This is a genomic window from Clostridium oceanicum (genome assembly GCF_039521385.1).
In the GTDB taxonomy this organism is placed as follows: Bacteria; Bacillota; Clostridia; order Clostridiales; family Clostridiaceae; genus Clostridium_F; species Clostridium_F oceanicum.
Genome location: NZ_BAAACG010000019.1, coordinates 358,089 through 371,432, shown reverse-complemented (window position 1 = coordinate 371,432; position 13,344 = coordinate 358,089). Strand labels below are relative to the sequence as shown.

Below are 13,344 nucleotides of genomic sequence, written 5' to 3'. Positions count from 1 at the left end.
ACAAAAAGGTAAAAGAAAGATAAAAGATAAAAATGAAAAGATGAAATTAGTTAGAGGTCTTATGGAAAAAGGAAAAAAAACAGGATCCTTAACTTATAAGCAGATAATGGATGAATTAGAAGAAGTAGAATTAACTCCGGAACAAATAGAAAAGATATATGAAGCTCTAGAATCTATGGGTGTAGAAGTAACTGGAGATATGAATGATATAGATGTAAAAGAGGAAGATATAGATTTATCAGTTCCAGAAGGTGTTGCAATAGATGACCCAGTAAGAATGTATCTAAAAGAAATAGGAAAAGTATCATTATTAACGCCAGAAGAAGAAATTGATTTAGCTAAGAGAATAGAAGCTGGAAGTATGAGGGCTAAAAAGAAATTAGCAGAAGCTAACTTAAGATTAGTTGTAAGTATAGCTAAAAGATATGTAGGAAGAGGAATGTTATTTTTAGATCTTATACAAGAAGGTAATTTGGGACTTATAAAAGCAGTTGAAAAATTTGATTATAGAAAAGGATATAAATTTAGTACTTATGCAACTTGGTGGATAAGACAGGCGATTACAAGAGCTATAGCTGACCAAGCAAGAACTATAAGAATACCTGTTCATATGGTAGAAACTATAAATAAACTTATAAGAGTATCAAGACAACTTTTACAAGAGTTAGGTAGAGAACCACAACCAGAAGAAATAGCAAAAATTATGGAAATGCCTGTTGATAAGGTTAGAGAAATAATGAAGATAGCTCAAGAACCAGTATCTTTAGAAACTCCAATAGGTGAAGAGGAAGACAGTCATTTAGGGGACTTTATACCAGATGATGAAGCGCCAGCACCAGCAGAAGCAGCTGCGTTTACAATGCTTAAAGAACAATTAATAAATGTTTTAGATACATTAACACCAAGAGAAGAAAAGGTATTAAGATTAAGATTTGGATTAGACGATGGAAGAGCTAGAACACTAGAAGAAGTTGGAAAAGAATTCAATGTAACTAGAGAGAGAATAAGACAAATAGAAGCTAAAGCATTAAGAAAACTAAGACATCCAAGTAGAAGTAAAAAACTTAAGGATTATTTAGATTAACGCACCATAACAAGGTGCTCTTTTTTTTAGAGTAAAATAAAGATTTAGATGAATATAATTAAGTGTTTCTCTATTTATATAAAATTAAAGGCAACTGCTTCTATATTTTTTAGTAATATGGAACTTTAATCTTAGATAGATGTATAAATATATGATATAATATTGAAAAGGTAGGTGATATAATGGAGGAATTTAAATTAGCAAAAGGAAGTGGCTTAGTATCTATTGTTCTCAATGCTTTTCTTTGCAATATATTTGTAATATTTATAACTTATTTTATTAATTCATATGAAGTTGCGGAATTGCTTAAAATTTCCATAATAGGCCTGAATTTATATTTAATTTATTACATATTTATTTATACAACTACTAAATACTATGTAGATAAAGATAATTTTTATATAACTAGTATATTTGGTATTAAAAAAAATATTATACCTATAAAATCTATAGAGTGCTATAAAACATATTCAGGAACTATAAAAAGCATAAGAATATCAGGACTTAGTGGTAAGTATTATGCTATAGGAAGAAACATGATGAACAAAATAGGAAATACATATATGTATGTTACATCTAGTAGGAATATAATTTATTTAAAAACTGATAAAATTAATTATGGTATATCACCAAAAGATTATAATAAATTTAAACAGATTTTAGATAATAGAAATATAAAAGAACATGACTTTGAAATAAAGATAAATAAAGACAGTCATATTTTAAAGGATAAAAGATATTATATTCCTTTTGGTTTAGTTGCCATTATAACTGTAATAATGGTTTTAATTCCAATGGTATTATACCTTCAGCATAAGTTACCATCAAAAATGCCTTTAATATTTGATGCTAAATTTAAGCCTATGAGTTTTGGGACAGGCAAACAATTTGCATTTAAACAGGCTATATATGGGGCTTTAAATATGGTTATATTAATATGTATGTATTATGTATCATATTTTTATTACAAGTATGATAAGGATTATGCTTATAAATTTATATATGTACCATTGATAATAGTAGTAACTTTCTTCATCATGCAGATAAAGATATTAACTACATTCTTATAAAATTATAAATAGGAGTTTAGAGTTAGATATGGAAATAAGCAATAGATTGAAAACTGTAGCTTTAATGGTTGATAAATGTGAAAAAATAGTAGATGTAGGTACAGATCATGCCTATATACCTATATATTTACTAAATAAAGGTCTATGCAAATATGCTATTGCATCAGATATAAATAAAGGACCTATAGATAAAGCTAAGATTAATATAGTTAGGGAAAATTTAGATAAAAATATAGAGTGTAGATTAGGTCCTGGATTAACTACAGTAAGTCCAAAGGAAGTGCAAGGAGCAATAATTGCAGGTATGGGTGGACATATGATAAAGGATATACTAGAAGAGTCAAAAGATGTATTTAAATCTTTAGATTTTTTAGTGTTACAACCGGTGCAAAACCCAGATGCTTTGAGATGCTATTTGTATAAAAATGGATATGAAATAATTGAAGAACAATTAGCAGTTGACGAAAATAGATTTTATGAGATAATTAAAATAAAGTATGATAAAATTAGAGTACCTATTGAAGATGATATATATTATGAAATAGGTAAAGACCTTATAGATAAGAAACATCCCCTTCTTAAGAGATTTTTAAATCATAAAATAGATGTTAATTTAAAAATCTTAAATAATATAACCCAAGATACAGAAGGAGCTATGTTAAGAAAAAGAGAACTTAAAGTAAAAATACAAAAACTTAGGGAGTTGTTATAATGGCTTTGTTAGTTAAGCAAGTTGAGGATTTTATGAGTAAATATGCTCCGTTATTTTTAAAAGAAAGCTATGATAACGTAGGGCTAATGGTAGGAGATTCTGATAGTGAAGTAACTTCTATATTAGTAGCTTTAGATTGTACTTTAGAAGTAATAGAAGAAGCTAAAAATAAAAATTGTAATTTAATAATAACTCATCATCCTATGCTGTTTAGAAAGCCAAAAACTATAACTACTAATTCTCTTATAGGTAAAAAAATAATAAAGGTTATTAAAAATGATATAAATGTATATTCTAGCCATACTAACTTAGATTCTGTAAAAAATGGATTTAATGATATTATGGCTTCTTTGCTTAAGCTTAATGAGATAGAAATAATAGATAAAAATCCATTAGATAAAGAAGCTGGTATAGGGAGAATAGGTTATTTAAAGGATGCTATAACCTTAGAGCAGTTATCTCAAAGAGTAAAAGAGTTATTTAATGCAAAAGCTATAAGATATTGTGGAGATGACTTAAAGAAAATAAAGAAAGTAGCTATAGTAAATGGTAGTGGTCAAGATTATTTTAATAAGGCTAAAATACTAGGGGCAGATTGCATAATAACAGGGGATACTACATATCATTATGTAAGTGATATTATAGAAGAAAATGTAGCTGTTATTGATGGAGAGCACTTTTATACAGAATGGCCAGCATTAGTATGTGTTTATAAATGGATTAAAGGTAGATTAGAAGAACTAGGATACGAAAATAGTGTATATATATCAAAATGTAATAAATCACCGTACAAATATAAATAGGAATGAGGATAGGGGTTCTCGTTTCTATTTTTTTATATTTTTATAACATATAGTTAATTTAGTATATGTATAATTATAATAGATAACCTAAAACTAGATTAAAAGGAGAATGGTTAGATGAGAATTTTAGATTTATTAATGGAGTTACAAAGAAATTATAGTATTTTGGCTAGTAATAAAAAGATTTTAAAAGATGGAAGTTATATATACTTTTTAAAGAAATTAAAAACTGAGTTTGAAAGTAAAAAATTAAAGTATAAGGAAAATGGAGAAAAATTAAAAGACATAAAGAAAAAATATAAAAATATTAGCGAAAAAATGAAAGAAGAAAATGAAAATCTTAAAAATAATGAATATATTTTATATAATAAATCAGGAAGTAATATGAAGCTTATAAATACTTTAGAAAAGGATATAGAAAAAATAAAGGGAAGTATAAAAGAGTTACATACCTTAGAAGTGGAACTATTAGAAGAAGATGAAAAAATAACAGAAAAAAATGATATATTAAGAGAAAAATTAAAGGAATTAAAATTTAATTTTGATGAATACAAAAAAAGCAGTAGTGATAAAATAAATAAATCAAAATTAGATATAGAAAAATGTAAAGAAAATATAGAAAAAATAAGAAAAAAAATACCAGAAAAAACTCTAAAACAGTTTGACTATTTAAGAGAACATAAAAGTATAGCAATTGTGCCTATAGAAAAAGATGTTTGTATAGGATGTAAAATGAAAGTTTCTTTTATTACTAAAGATAAGATAAGAAAAGAAGAAGAAATAGTTCACTGTGATAACTGTGGAAGAATACTATATTATAAATCTAAATAAAAATTAAAATGGTAAATTAAAGATATAAGAAAATTAATTTGATTTTTAATAAGAAACGTGTTAATATAATACATGCGAGTAAGCCAGACAATCGCTGCCACATTTTGTGGGAGAGGAAAGTCCGAGCTCCGCAGGGCAGGGTGCTGGGTAACTCCCAGTGGAGGCGACTTTAAGGAAAGTGCAACAGAAATATACCGCCGATTTTCGGTAAGGTTGGAAAGGTGAGGTAAGAGCTCACCAGCATATAGGTGACTATATGGCTATGTAAACCCCATCTGGAGCAAGATCGAATAGGGAAGCAGAAAAGGTAGTTCTTTTCAGGGGCGGCCCGTCCCGCTTCCGGGTAGTATCGCTTGAGCTTATTGGAGACAATAGGCCTAGATAGATGATTGTCTAATACAGAACTCGGCTTATAGACTTATCTCGTACATGATGAACACTAGGTTAACGCCTGGTGTTTTTTCATTTCTTCCACCAATCTTCCACCATTTATAATGCTTTTATAAAATTAATAATTTTTATTTGGATTTGTGTCTATTAAATTATTTATATAATTTAATTTATTAGAAAATAAATTTTAAAGTTTTAAATAAAATTTATACATGCTAAAAAAGACTAACAAGATTAATCTTGTTAGTCTTTTTTTAAAAATGCAAAAATATTAATTTTTTAACTTGCTCGTTTTTCTTTGTATTCATAATTATAGTTATTTAAAATGTCTTGTTCATAAGCTAATTCTTTTGCTACTTTAGGTGCTAGCCATACAGTAGGTAAAATAATTATAGATACTGGGATAGCTGTTACTATAATAAAAGATTGTAGTGAATTAACACTTCCTTCTCCAAGGGATATAAGCACTGCAGCTACAAATCCCATTATAAGAGCCCAGAAAACTCTAAGAGACTTTGAAGGGCTGTCAGAACCTGTTATAGCCATAGATATAGTATAAGCCATAGAATCTACAGTAGTGGCTACAAATGATACTGTAACAAACAAGAATGCGGATGCCATTAAAGTAGACATAGGTAATTGATTGGTAATCGCAATCATTGCCGCTGGCATACCAGAATTATTTAAAGCATTAGAAATACAGCCAGGGTTATTAAGTTCAAAAGATATACCAGATCCCCCTATTACTGTAAACCAAAAGTTTGTTACTAAAGGAGCTATAACTGAAACTGCAATAAATAGCTCTCTAATTGTTCTACCTCTAGAAATACGGCTTATAAATATAGCCATCATAGGAGCGTATCCTATGAACCATCCCCAGAAAAATACAGTCCAATGAGATAACCATTTAGGATCACCTCTATATAGGCTCATTTTTAAAAAGTTTTCAATATATACAGAAATAGAACCTAAGAAAGAATCAAATATAAATCTAGCTGGTCCTATAAATATCATTAATATAACTAGAATGAAAGTAAGTATAATATTAAATCTACTTAAGATTTGAATACCTTTATCAATGCCAGATGCTGCTGATATAGCAGCTATTGAAACTAAAAACAATATAATTAATGCTTGAGTTGTATAAGTGTTTGGTATACCAAACAAACATTCAAGGCCATAAGCTGCTTGTAGACCAAGGAAACCTATAGGTCCTATAGTACCGGCAGCTACTGCTATTATTGAAAATACATCTACAGATGTACCTAATATACTTTTTTTTGTTATTTTTTCTCCGAATATAGGATAAAGTAAAGTTCGTGGTTTTAATGGCATTCCTTTATGATAATGTCCATACATCAATACTACAGAACTTAAAGTTCCAAGTATTGCCCAAGCTAAAAATCCCCAATGCATAAAAGATTGTGATAAAGCTGGGATTATTGCTTCTTTAGTACTTGCAGTAATTCCTTTGTTTACAGGGGGAACAGATATAAAGTGATATATTGGTTCTGCAGCTGCCCAAAAAACTCCTCCGCCTGCAAGTAATGTGCACATTATAATAGCTATCCATCTAAAGCTAGACATCTCTGGAGTATTTAATTTACCTAAACGAACATTTCCTAATTTGGAAAATGTCATTCCTAAGGTAACAAGAAAAGTAACTAGCATTAAAACTTGCCAAAATGACCCGAAATAATTTGTTGCAAAATTAAAAGAACTGTTCACCAAATTGCTAACAAGGTTAGCATTGATTAGAGAACCTAGTACAAAGATGATAAGTATACCTCCACTTATCGTCAGCACAGGTTTGTCGATTTTTGTTTTTGAATTCACACTTAGCCTCCTAAGAAAGTATTTTATATAAAAGTGCTTTTATATAAGCACACAAGTATATACTATAACATAAAAACCAGCAATATCCAAAAGTCTATAAAGCTTATTTATAAATTTAAGAAAAGGTTAATTTAATTAAACATTTACATAAGCATATAATTATATGGTAAAATAATGAAAAAATATATGTGTAAGTTTTATTAAGTTCGAAAAACAATTAAAAATCAAAATATAAAACAAAAAATAAAAAAAAAGAACAAAAGTGCAAAAATATATATTGACATCGATATCATACAGATGATAAAATAACATTAAAGTACAAAACAAAACATAACCAAACAAAAACGATATATAAAATGAAATTTATAAACAATATATAGACTATGGAGGTGGCAGTATAATATGAAAAAGGTAGTTATATGTGCTGATAAGAAGGCAGCTAAATTGCAAGAAGTATTAGAAAGTTATGTAAAAGAATTAGGCGATGAAGTAGAAACAATTTTAGAAGGAAAAGATTCAAAAGAGTATCTTGATAAAATTGTACAAGTATCTAAAAAAGCTGTTAAAGGTGATGTAGATAGAGTTATATTTTTAGATGAAGTAGGAGCAAAATCATTTATGATTTCTTCTAAAGTTAAAGGAATGGTAACAGCATGTGTTACAGATGAACATTCAGCTAAAATGACTAGAGATCACAATGGAGCTTTAGGCTTAGCTATAGGATATGAATTAGTAGGAGAAGTTTTAGCTAAAAGATTAGTTAAAATATTTATAGACAAAGATTTTTCAGCAGGAAGACATATGGTTAGAATTGATATGTTAAATAAAATGGCTTAAGAAGGGTGTGAATATAATGAAGAGGATTGCAATAGGTTGCGACCATATAGTTACAGATATAAAGAATTCAATAAGAGAATGGTTAATGGAAAAAGGATACGATGTAGTTGATTTTGGAACTTATGATAAAACAAGAACTCACTTTCCTATATACGGTAAAAGAGTTGGAGAAGCTGTAGCAAGTGGAAAGTTTGATTTAGGTATAGTTATGTGTGGTACAGGAGTTGGAATAACAAATTCTGCAAGCAAAGTAAAAGGAGCTAGATGTGTATTAGCAAGAGATGTTGAAACAGCTAAAGTTGCTAGAGAAAAATTTGATGCTAATATAATTGGAGTTGGTGGAAGAATAACAGGAATAGGTTTAATCGAAAATATTATAGAAGAATTTTTAAATACTAAATTCGATGATAGCAAAGAAAATGTTGAAGTTCGTGATTATATAGATGGATTAATAAGTGAAAAAGCTAATAAAGGTGAGTACTTTGAAGAAGAAAGAAAAAAATGGAATGAGGGGTATTACCATGATTAATGAAATCTCTCAGTTATTTAAAGAAGATTTAGTCTTTATAGAAAAAGGTAAAGATAGTTCAGAGATTTTTAATAAGGTAGGCAAAAAATTAATAGAACGTGGATTAGTAAGGGATAACTTTATAGAAGAAGTTATAAAAAGAGAAGAAGGATATCCTACAGGAATAGATTTAGAAGTTGTATATAATGATGAGGCTGCTATACCTAATGTTGCTATACCACATACAGAAACAGAATATTGTAATTGTAAGAATGTTGTTGTTGTTAAACTTGAAAAGGATGTAGAATTCAAAAATATGATTTCTCCTGAAAAAAGTTTAAATGTAAGATTTCTATTTATGATATTGAATAACGAAAAAGATGCACAAACTAACATATTATCTAACTTAATGGGGTTTGTTACACAATTAGAAAATATGAAGAGTTTATGTAAATCTAATAGCACAAAAGAAATATATGATTGTATTGTTAAACAATAATTTTAAATATTAAAATTAAGTTGTACTAATGTATACTTACTACTTTACTGATTTAGATTCATATAAATGCTTTAATTATATTTTTACAATGAAGTGTTTTATTTTCCTCTAACTTGAATTACTATGTGATACTTTTATATTTCATTAAAGTAGTAAGTAATATTATAAATTATTAATTAAATGGAGGGGTTAATTATGATAAAAATTTTAGCAGCATGTGGAGCAGGAATAAACTCAAGTCATCAAATAAAAACAGCAATAGAGGAAGAAATGGGCAATAGAGGATACAAAGTATCAGCAGATGCAGTTGTAATAAAAGATATTACAGAAGAAATGCTAAATAAATATGATGTATTTACACCTATTTCAAAACCAGACTTTGGATTCGATATAACAATACCTATGGTAGAAGCAGGACCAATACTTTATAGAATACCTGCAATGTCTCAGCCGGTTTTCGATGAATTAGAAGAAATAATAAAAAAATTAGATAAATAATGCTTTAAGAAGATGACAAAAGATAATTTATAAGTAAATGAGGAGGATTTTTAAATGGGAGGAATAATAGAAGTAGCTAATAAGGTTTTTAAACCTTTGATAGATTTAGGTGCACCGCCTATGATGTTAGTTGTTTTAACTATTATAGCATTATTTATGAGAGTAAAGCTTTCTAAAGCTTTAGAAGGTGGTATAAAGCTTGCAATAGCTTTAACAGCTATGGGAGCAATTATTGGTATTTTGACAAATGCTTTTGCGCCAGCACTACAAGCTTTTGTTAAATCTACAGGTATTCAGTTATCTATAACAGACGTTGGTTGGGCTCCTCTTGCAACAATAACTTGGGGTTCAGTGTATACGTTATACTTTTTACTCATATTAATCATAATAAATATAATTATGCTTGTAACTAATAAAACTGATACTTTAGATGTTGATATATTTAATGTATGGCATCCAGCTATTGTAGGTTTAATAACTATGTATTATTCAAATAATAACTTAGTATTAGCAACAGCATTAGTTGCATTAATAGGAGTAATGAAATTTATAAATGCAGATTTAATGAAGCCAACATTTAATGATTTATTAAATATGCCAAGTTCAAATCCCACTACAACAACACATTTAAATTTTATGTTAAATCCTATAATAATGGTTTTTGATAAGATTTTTGATAAGGTTTTCCCTTTTATAGATAAATATGATTTTGATGCAGCTACTTTAAATAAGAAGATAGGATTTTGGGGAAGTAAATTTGCTATAGGAGTTTATCTTGGGGTATTTGTAGGACTATTAGGTAGACAACCAGCCAAAGAAATATTTACACTAGCTTTTACAGGAGGTATGTGTTTAGAACTATTCTCATCAGTAGGTAGCTGGTTTATAGCAGCAGTTGAACCATTATCTCAAGGAATAACAAACTTTATGAGTAAAAAATTAAAAGGAAGAACATTTAATATAGGTATTGATTGGCCTTTCATAGCTGCAAGAGCAGAAATGTGGGCAGCGGCAAATATATTAGCACCTATAATGCTTGTGATGGCATTAGTATTACCAGGAAATAAAATTTTACCTCTTGGAGGAATAATAGCAATAGGACTAACTCCAGCATTATTAGTAGTAACTCGTGGTAAAATTATTAGAATGATAATAGTAGGAACATTAATGTTACCAGTATTTTTATGGTCAGGTACAGCTATAGCACCTTTTGTTACAAATACTGCAAAAGCAGTAGGAGCTTTTCCAAAAGGATTAGCAAGTTCTACTATGATTACTCATTCAACTTTAGAAGGACCAGTAGAAAAATTCATTGCTATAATAGTAGGTAGAGCAGGTGCTGGTGCAATGAGAGACATATTGATGGCTTTAGGAGTAATAGTAGTATATATATTATTATTTGTATGGTATAGAGCTCAAATGAAAAAACGTAATGAGGAATATGCATCTAACAATTAGTCTATAATAAAATTAAGGGGTATAGTCTTTTTAGACTGTATCCTTGTTTTGTGAGATGGGATGTTAGAAATGCTTTAAAAAGATTTAATATTTTTTAATTATAAGCTGTTGACTAATAAGAATAAAAATGTTAGAATGACAACAAAATCAAACAAAAACGAACATAAACTTTTGATGTGAATTTATTGGAGGTAGTATAGGAAGTGCTTAGAGATGAAAGATTTCAAAAAATATTAGATCTTATAGAAAAAGAAAATATAATAAAGATTTCTGATGTTACAAAAATTTTAGGTGTAACAGAAATGACAGTAAGAAGAGATTTGAAGTTTTTAGAAGAAAAAGATTTATTGATTAGAATTCATGGTGGTGCTAAAAAGAAAAAAGAAGTTCTTTTTAAAGAGTTATCACATAATGAAAAAAGAAAGATACATACAGAAGAAAAAAAATATATAGCTAAGTTAGCAAGTGAATTAGTACATGAAAATGATATTATCTATATAGGACCAGGAACTACTAATGAATATATATGTGATTATATTGACGTGTCCTATGCAAAAATAATAACTAATTCAATGTCTATATTTACTAAATTAAAAAATGATAGTCGTTTTGAACTTATTCTTACCGGTGGAAGATTTCGTTCAAGAACAGATGTGTTTGTAGGGAATTTCACTAATGAAATTTTACAAAAGATAAGAGTTAAAATGGCTTTCGTAGGAGTTAATGGTATATATGGTAATAACGTAACTACATCTAATGAAGAAGAAGGGGTATGCCAAAGAATAATATTAGATAATGCTTTAGAAAAATACATTATATGTGATAGTAGTAAAATTGATAAAGAAGATTTTTATAGTTTTTATAATTTAAAAGATACTACAGCTATAATAACGGACAATAAAATAGATGAAGAAGTAAAAAAATCATATGAAAATATAACTAAAGTTATAAATTAGTTATTATGTAGAATATATAAAAAGTTATGTGCTATTAAATAAATAAACTTTAAGAGGTGGGATTTAAATGTGTAAATTAGTAACAACAAAAGAAATATTAAAAAAAGCTCAAGAAGGAAAGTATGCAGTACCAGCTTTTAATATTCATAACTTAGAAACAATAAGAGTAGTAGTAGAGACAGCTGCAGAAATGAAATCACCAGTAATAATAGCAGGAACACCAGGAACAATTAAATATGCTGGAGGAGAATATTTAGTAGCAATACTTGAAGCTGCATCTAAAAAACACAATATTCCAATAGCGCTACATTTAGATCACTTTGAAGATGTAGAAGAAATAAAAAAATATATAGATGAAGGATTTACGTCTGCAATGATAGATGCATCTAAAAAATCCTATGAAGAAAATATAAAAACAGTTAAAGAAGTTGTTGACTATGCTCATGAAAGAGGAGTAGTAGTTGAAGCAGAGCTTGGTAAATTAGGTGGACAAGAAGATGACTTAGTAGTAGATGAAAAAGATGCAATGTATACAAACCCAGATCAAGCAAAAGAGTTTGTAGAAAAGACAGGAATAGATTCTTTAGCAGTAGCAATAGGAACAGCTCATGGACTATATAAAGGTGAACCTAAATTAGATTATGATAGATTAAAAGAAATAAGAAAAGAAGTAGAAGTTCCTTTAGTACTTCACGGAGCATCTGATGTACCAGAAGAATCAGTTAAAAATACAATAGAACTTGGAATATGTAAAGTAAATATAGCAACAGATTTAAAAATACCATTTGCAAAGGCAGTAAAAGAATATTTTAAAGAAAATCCAGATGCAAATGATCCAAGAAAATATATGACACCAGGAAAAGAAGCGATGAAAGAAATAGTAGTAGCTAAAATAAAAATGTGTGGAAGTGAGAATAGAGCATGATAACTGTATTAAACTTAAACGCATCAATAGACAAAAGATATGAAATAAAAGATATAGAAAAAGGAAAAGTTATAAGAGCAAGATCTGTAGAAAATACTGCAGGAGGCAAGGGAATACACGTAGCTAATGTAGCCACTATACTTGGAGAAGATGTACTTGCTACAGGATTCTTAGGTGGAAAAACTGGAGAATTTATAGAAGACAAGCTTAAAGATATGGGGATAAAAGGTGATTTTAGTAAGGTAGAAGGTTCTACAAGAGAATGCCTAGCTTTTATAACAGATGATTTAGAGCAAACAGAAGTATTAGAGTCTGGTCCTTGTATAAAAGAAGAAGAGTTAAAAGAATTTTTGATAAAATACGATGACCTTCTTAAAAAAAGCAGTATAATTTCAGCTTCAGGAAGTGTACCTAAAAAAGTACCAAAAGATATATATAAAACATTAATAGAAAAAGCAAGAAAAGAAGGGAAAAAGTTTTTATTAGATACAAGTGGAGAGCTTTTATTAAAAGGTATAGAAGCAAAGCCCTTTTTTATAAAGCCTAACCAAGATGAAATAGAAATGATAACAGGAAATAAAGTTTCAAATGAAAAAGAAATAATAAAAGAAATAAAGAAATTAAGAGAAATGGGAATAGAGTGCGTTACAGTATCTTTAGGAAAAGATGGATCTTTAGTTGGATATAAAGATAAAATATATAAAGTAGAAGTTCCAAAGATAAAAGCAATAAATCCAGTAGGATCAGGAGATTCATTTGTAGGAGGATTTGCTGTAGGACTTGAAAGAGGATATAACATAAAAGATACAATAGCACTAGCTGCAGCTTGTGGTACAGCTAATGCAATAGAGGAAGAAACAGGATTTGTTAGAAAAGAAGTAGTAGATGAAATAGTAAAAGATATTAAAATAAGTGTAATTTAATTTTTAAATTATAA

General features: G+C 28.4%; 14 protein-coding genes and 1 other RNA gene. 14 read left to right on the top strand and 1 reads right to left on the bottom strand.

All coding sequences use genetic code 11. The annotated features are described in order from the left end of the window. Window positions 1-19: 19 nt before the first annotated feature. From rpoD to rnpB, 6 genes are all read left to right on the top strand, one after another. The gene (gene rpoD / locus ABDZ71_RS18190; protein ID WP_425544739.1) at window positions 20-1,084 is read left to right on the top strand and encodes an RNA polymerase sigma factor RpoD; all 1,065 of its coding nucleotides are present in this window, start codon (window positions 20-22) and stop codon (window positions 1,082-1,084) included. A 182-nt stretch (window positions 1,085-1,266) separates the two neighbouring features. Further along, window positions 1,267-2,154, top strand: coding sequence for a PH domain-containing protein (locus ABDZ71_RS18185; RefSeq protein ID WP_343764031.1), 888 nt, complete (start codon window positions 1,267-1,269; stop codon window positions 2,152-2,154). A gap of 28 nt (window positions 2,155-2,182) precedes the next feature. Continuing rightward, entirely contained in the window at window positions 2,183-2,866 is a 684-nt protein-coding gene (locus ABDZ71_RS18180; protein ID WP_343764028.1) for a tRNA (adenine(22)-N(1))-methyltransferase, read from the top strand. Beyond that, window positions 2,866-3,669 carry a Nif3-like dinuclear metal center hexameric protein gene (locus ABDZ71_RS18175; protein ID WP_343764025.1) on the top strand — a complete coding sequence of 268 codons (804 nt, stop codon included), beginning with the start codon at window positions 2,866-2,868 and terminating at the stop codon, window positions 3,667-3,669. Before ABDZ71_RS18180 ends, ABDZ71_RS18175 begins: the two co-directional genes overlap by 1 nt. A gap of 117 nt (window positions 3,670-3,786) precedes the next feature. Further along, window positions 3,787-4,500, top strand: a complete 714-nt coding sequence (locus tag ABDZ71_RS18170) for a zinc ribbon domain-containing protein (protein WP_343764023.1) — start codon at window positions 3,787-3,789, stop codon at window positions 4,498-4,500. 75 nt (window positions 4,501-4,575) lie between these two features. Beyond that, window positions 4,576-4,930: RNase P RNA component class A (gene rnpB, locus ABDZ71_RS18165), an RNA gene on the top strand. A 239-nt stretch (window positions 4,931-5,169) separates the two neighbouring features. On the opposite strand, the gene ABDZ71_RS18160 is transcribed toward rnpB, so the two are convergent. Further along, complete coding sequence (locus ABDZ71_RS18160) at window positions 5,170-6,726, bottom strand: BCCT family transporter (protein WP_343764020.1); 1,557 nt, start codon at window positions 6,724-6,726, stop codon at window positions 5,170-5,172. A 402-nt stretch (window positions 6,727-7,128) separates the two neighbouring features. Here ABDZ71_RS18160 and ABDZ71_RS18155 point away from each other — a divergent pair, with 402 nt between their 5' ends. The 8 genes from ABDZ71_RS18155 to pfkB all read left to right on the top strand — a co-directional run bounded on the left by ABDZ71_RS18155 (window position 7,129) and on the right by pfkB (window position 13,330). Further along, the gene (locus ABDZ71_RS18155) at window positions 7,129-7,563 is read left to right on the top strand and encodes an RpiB/LacA/LacB family sugar-phosphate isomerase (protein WP_343764017.1); all 435 of its coding nucleotides are present in this window, start codon (window positions 7,129-7,131) and stop codon (window positions 7,561-7,563) included. Between the two features lie 16 nt (window positions 7,564-7,579). Continuing rightward, on the top strand, window positions 7,580-8,092 hold the full coding sequence (locus tag ABDZ71_RS18150) for an RpiB/LacA/LacB family sugar-phosphate isomerase (RefSeq protein WP_343764015.1): 513 nt from the start codon (window positions 7,580-7,582) through the stop codon (window positions 8,090-8,092). Further along, window positions 8,085-8,570, top strand: coding sequence for a PTS sugar transporter subunit IIA (locus tag ABDZ71_RS18145; RefSeq protein ID WP_343764013.1), 486 nt, complete (start codon window positions 8,085-8,087; stop codon window positions 8,568-8,570). The genes ABDZ71_RS18150 and ABDZ71_RS18145 overlap by 8 nt, the downstream gene beginning before the upstream one ends. Window positions 8,571-8,765: 195 nt before the next feature. Then, complete coding sequence (locus ABDZ71_RS18140; RefSeq protein ID WP_343764011.1) at window positions 8,766-9,068, top strand: PTS sugar transporter subunit IIB; 303 nt, start codon at window positions 8,766-8,768, stop codon at window positions 9,066-9,068. 54 nt (window positions 9,069-9,122) lie between these two features. Further along, on the top strand, window positions 9,123-10,526 hold the full coding sequence (locus ABDZ71_RS18135; protein WP_343764008.1) for a PTS galactitol transporter subunit IIC: 1,404 nt from the start codon (window positions 9,123-9,125) through the stop codon (window positions 10,524-10,526). Between the two features lie 203 nt (window positions 10,527-10,729). Continuing rightward, on the top strand, window positions 10,730-11,482 hold the full coding sequence (locus ABDZ71_RS18130) for a DeoR/GlpR family DNA-binding transcription regulator (protein ID WP_343764005.1): 753 nt from the start codon (window positions 10,730-10,732) through the stop codon (window positions 11,480-11,482). A gap of 67 nt (window positions 11,483-11,549) precedes the next feature. Beyond that, the gene (locus tag ABDZ71_RS18125) at window positions 11,550-12,407 is read left to right on the top strand and encodes a tagatose bisphosphate family class II aldolase (protein ID WP_343764002.1); all 858 of its coding nucleotides are present in this window, start codon (window positions 11,550-11,552) and stop codon (window positions 12,405-12,407) included. Continuing rightward, entirely contained in the window at window positions 12,404-13,330 is a 927-nt protein-coding gene (gene pfkB / locus ABDZ71_RS18120) for a 1-phosphofructokinase (RefSeq protein ID WP_343763999.1), read from the top strand. Before ABDZ71_RS18125 ends, pfkB begins: the two co-directional genes overlap by 4 nt. The last annotated feature ends 14 nt before the right edge of the window (window positions 13,331-13,344 follow it).

What these genes read in the sequence shown, in the direction of transcription:
- ABDZ71_RS18155 (WP_343764017.1), top strand. Translation starts at nt 7,129, where the DNA reads ATGAAAAAGGTAGTTATATGTGCTGATAAGAAGGCAGCTAAATTGCAA.
- ABDZ71_RS18125 (WP_343764002.1), top strand. Translation starts at nt 11,550, where the DNA reads ATGTGTAAATTAGTAACAACAAAAGAAATATTAAAAAAAGCTCAAGAA.
- ABDZ71_RS18145 (WP_343764013.1), top strand. Translation starts at nt 8,085, where the DNA reads ATGATTAATGAAATCTCTCAGTTATTTAAAGAAGATTTAGTCTTTATA.
- pfkB (WP_343763999.1), top strand. Translation starts at nt 12,404, where the DNA reads ATGATAACTGTATTAAACTTAAACGCATCAATAGACAAAAGATATGAA.
- ABDZ71_RS18135 (WP_343764008.1), top strand. Translation starts at nt 9,123, where the DNA reads ATGGGAGGAATAATAGAAGTAGCTAATAAGGTTTTTAAACCTTTGATA.
- ABDZ71_RS18140 (WP_343764011.1), top strand. Translation starts at nt 8,766, where the DNA reads ATGATAAAAATTTTAGCAGCATGTGGAGCAGGAATAAACTCAAGTCAT.
- ABDZ71_RS18150 (WP_343764015.1), top strand. Translation starts at nt 7,580, where the DNA reads ATGAAGAGGATTGCAATAGGTTGCGACCATATAGTTACAGATATAAAG.
- ABDZ71_RS18170 (WP_343764023.1), top strand. Translation starts at nt 3,787, where the DNA reads ATGAGAATTTTAGATTTATTAATGGAGTTACAAAGAAATTATAGTATT.
- ABDZ71_RS18175 (WP_343764025.1), top strand. Translation starts at nt 2,866, where the DNA reads ATGGCTTTGTTAGTTAAGCAAGTTGAGGATTTTATGAGTAAATATGCT.
- ABDZ71_RS18185 (WP_343764031.1), top strand. Translation starts at nt 1,267, where the DNA reads ATGGAGGAATTTAAATTAGCAAAAGGAAGTGGCTTAGTATCTATTGTT.
- ABDZ71_RS18180 (WP_343764028.1), top strand. Translation starts at nt 2,183, where the DNA reads ATGGAAATAAGCAATAGATTGAAAACTGTAGCTTTAATGGTTGATAAA.